Annotated in this window: 3 protein-coding genes; 2 read left to right on the top strand and 1 reads right to left on the bottom strand. The window is 77.4% G+C overall.

Features of this window, described 5'->3' with window-relative positions; translation table 11 throughout:
• A partial coding sequence (locus HGCM_RS17745; RefSeq protein WP_306426428.1) for a mechanosensitive ion channel family protein occupies positions 1-1,344 on the bottom strand: 1,344 nt, incomplete at its 3' end.
• 422 nt (positions 1,345-1,766) lie between these two features.
• Here HGCM_RS17745 and HGCM_RS09320 point away from each other — a divergent pair.
• A complete protein-coding gene (locus HGCM_RS09320; RefSeq protein WP_019136572.1) occupies positions 1,767-2,657 on the top strand; it encodes a DNA-3-methyladenine glycosylase family protein in 891 nt (296 codons plus the stop codon).
• A gap of 108 nt (positions 2,658-2,765) precedes the next feature.
• A partial coding sequence (locus HGCM_RS19840; RefSeq protein WP_026075374.1) for a hypothetical protein occupies positions 2,766-3,263 on the top strand: 498 nt, incomplete at its 3' end.

Here is a 3,263-nt window from a genome sequence, read left to right as displayed (position 1 = left end):
CACGACGGCCGCCCCCGGCTCGCTGCCCGGCCGGTCGCCGGCGACCTGCTCGCGCTGGTCGATCACGTCCTGGCCGGGGCCGGCGAACGCCTGCGAGCGCTCGATCGCGTCGATGCTGCCGGTGAACAGGCGGGCGTCGTTCTGGCGCGCCACGAGGCTCGTCTCCTCGCCCAGGCGCCGCGGCTCGGGCTCGGCCGCGGCGCGCGGCCGCAGCGAGCGCTCACGGTTCTCGACCCGGACGGTCGGCTGGCCCGAGGGCGCCTCGTGCTGCAGCCACGCGACGAGCCCCTCGCGCACGTAGCAGCGCAGGTCGAAGAGGGTGGGCGCGTCGACCGCGGAGGCGAGGGCCCGCACGCGGACGTGCCCGCCGACGGCGTCGGTCACCTGCAGGATCCCCACGCGCTCGTCCCACAGGTCGCTGGCGCGCAGCAGGCGGTCCAGCTCGGCGCGCATGTCCTCGACGGGCACGTCCCAGTCCAGGTCGAGCTCGACGGTGCCCAGCAGGTGCGCGTCGCGCCGCGTCCAGTTCTCGAACGGCGTCGTCGTGAAGTAGGTCGACGGCAGGATGAGCCGCCGGTCGTCCCAGACGTGCACGACGACGTACGTGAGCGTGATCTCCTCGATGCGGCCCCACTCGCCGTCCACCACGACGACGTCGTCCACCCGGATCGCGTCGGTGAACGCGAGCTGCAGGCCCGCGAACACGTTGGCGAGCGAGCTCTGCGCGGCGAGGCCCGCGACGATCGAGATCAGCCCCGCCGAGGCCAGCAGGCTGGCCCCGAACGTCCGGGCCACCGGGAAGGTCAGCGCCACGCCGGCGATCGCGCAGACGACCAGCACGGCGACCGTCAGGCGCCGCAGCACCTGGACCTGGGTGCGCACCCGCCGCGCGTGGCGGTTGTCCGCGACGTCGATGCGGTAGCGCGCCAGCGCGGCGTCCTCGAGGACGAACGCGAGGCTGCCGATCAGCCACGTGACCGCGACGATGAGGGCGATGACGAGCACGTGCTCGACCGCCTCCCGCCACGGCGCGGGGTCGGTGGTGAGCCGCAGCGCGACCCAGACGGCGACGACGACGAGGGTCGCGCGCAGGGGGCGGCGGCTGCGCCGGCTCAGGTCGGCGGCCACCTGCGACCGGCGCGCCACCCGCCGCACGAACGTCCCGATCAGCGCGGCGACGAGGAACGCGACGACGACCGCCGCGACGACCCCGAGCAGGGGCGCCAGGACCGCGGCCGCGTCGGTCGGCTCGTCGGCGGCACGGGGCGCCGACGCGACACCGCTGGCGAGTCCGGTGACGCCCGTGCGGCCGGGGGGGATCGGGAGGAAGGGGAGCAATCGCACCGGGACACGGTAGCGAGCGGCTCTCCCGGACGCGCGTCCGGCTCCCGGCGGGGCCCGGCTCCCCGGCGGTCTCTGCCGTCCCGCGGCGGCGTCGCCGCGGCCCCGGACGCAGGGGCGCCCCGTCCTCGGCCCGAGGACGGGGCGACCACGAGAGGCGTCTCGCCGGCACGAGGCGTGGCGCGCTCCCTGAACCCTCACGGGCGGTCCGGCTCTCGCCGTGACCCTCAGGCGTACTCCACCTACCGTCGGCCGGTCGCCCGCGGCTCACGGACGATCGGCTTGAACCATCTTTACCCCTCCTTGGCGTCGGGCGCATCCCCTGGAGGGTGTGGTGTTGCCCTGGTCACACGTCCAGATGGTCCGGGTCATCGGCGGACCGCGCCCGCGCCGCCGGTGTGGGCGGCCCGGGCTACCGTGCGCCGGTGCCCCTCCTGCGCGTACCCCTCGACCCGGGGCCGACCATCGCCTCTCTCGTCCTGCACGCCGTGCCCGGCGTCGAGGAAGTGACGACCGACGGGCCCGACCGCGGCACGGCACGCCGCCTCGTGCGCGTCGAGGGCCGCGACGCGCCCGTCACGCTGGAGGCACGGCTCTCCCCCGACGCCGTGGAGGTGCACGGCGACGCCCCGGACGAGGAGCTCGCGCGGCTCGCCCGCCGCTGGTTCGGCCTCGACGACGACCTCGCGGCCGTCGCCGGCGCGCTGGACGGCGACCCGCTGGTCGGGCCGCTCGTGCGCGCCCGCCCGCGGCTGCGGATCCTCGGCCACCTCGACGGGTTCGAGGCCGCCGTGCAGACGGTGCTCGGGCAGCAGGTGTCGCTCGCGGCCGCGCGCGTCTTCACGGGCCGGGTCGCGGCGGCATACGGCGCGCCGGGGCCGGACGGCCTGCTCGTCTTCCCGGGCGCGGAGCGCCTCGCCGCGGTGGACCCCGTCGAGCTGCAGGCGACCGTGCGCGTGCCGCACGCCCGCGCCCGCACCGTCGTCGCGCTCGCTGCCGCGCTGAGCGACGCCGAGCCGCTCGCGCCCGGAGCGGATCTCGACGACGCGCGCCGGCGGCTGCTCGCGGTGCCCGGCATCGGTCCCTGGACGGTCGAGTACCTGGCGCTGCGCGTGCTCGCCGACCGCGACGCGGTGCCCGTGGGGGACCTCGTGCTGCGCCGCGGGCTGGGCGTCGAGGCCAGGGAGGTGCTCGCCGCGACGCAGGGCTGGCGCCCGTGGCGGGCGTTCGGCGTCCAGCACGTGTGGACGAGCGCCGCGTACCTCAAGGCCGGCCGCACGGCGATCTCGTCCGGCGATGTGGGCGACGACGGGTGATGCGTCCGGGTCCGCGCCCGGCAGGTCACCCGAACGGCTCATCCGGGCGGGCGCGCGGAGGCCTAGCGTCGGAGCGTCCGACGTCCCACCGCACCATCGGAGTCCCCCGTGAGCACAGCGGGCCGGGACCCGCTCCCGGGCGAGGCGGAGCGGCTCGCGGAGCAGCACGCCCGGCTGGCCCTCGCCGTGGTCGACGCGCGCCTGGCCGCGCGCGACGGCGTGGACCTCGTCGGGCCCGACCTCGCGGGCGCGGTGCGGCACGACCTGGCGCCGGTCGAGCGCCAGCAGGTGCAGGACCTGCGGGAGGCCGCCGGCTCCCGCACGGCCGTCCTGTACTCCCGGTCGGGGTTCACGCGCACCGCGGCGCTCTGGGCCGACCAGCACGCCGTCGGCCTGTTCGCGTACACCGACGGCGGCTTCGTCGCGCCGGCCAACCAGCACGCCCGCGAGCTGCTCGCCCGCGCCCAGGCGCTCAGCGAGGAGCGGGTCCGCACGGGCACCGCGGCGATCGCGCAGGGCGCGACGGCGGCCCGCGAGCAGCAGCGGCTGCGGGAGCAGGCGGCGCACGCCGCGGCGCTGCGGGCCGAGCAGGCGCGCCGCACGCAG

Origin of the sequence: Cellulomonas massiliensis JC225 (genome assembly GCF_000312005.1) — a bacterium.
Classification (GTDB): domain Bacteria; phylum Actinomycetota; class Actinomycetes; order Actinomycetales; family Cellulomonadaceae; genus Cellulomonas; species Cellulomonas massiliensis.
The sequence above is the reverse complement of the archived record's forward strand: the minus strand, read 5'-3'. Positions and strand labels throughout refer to the sequence as shown.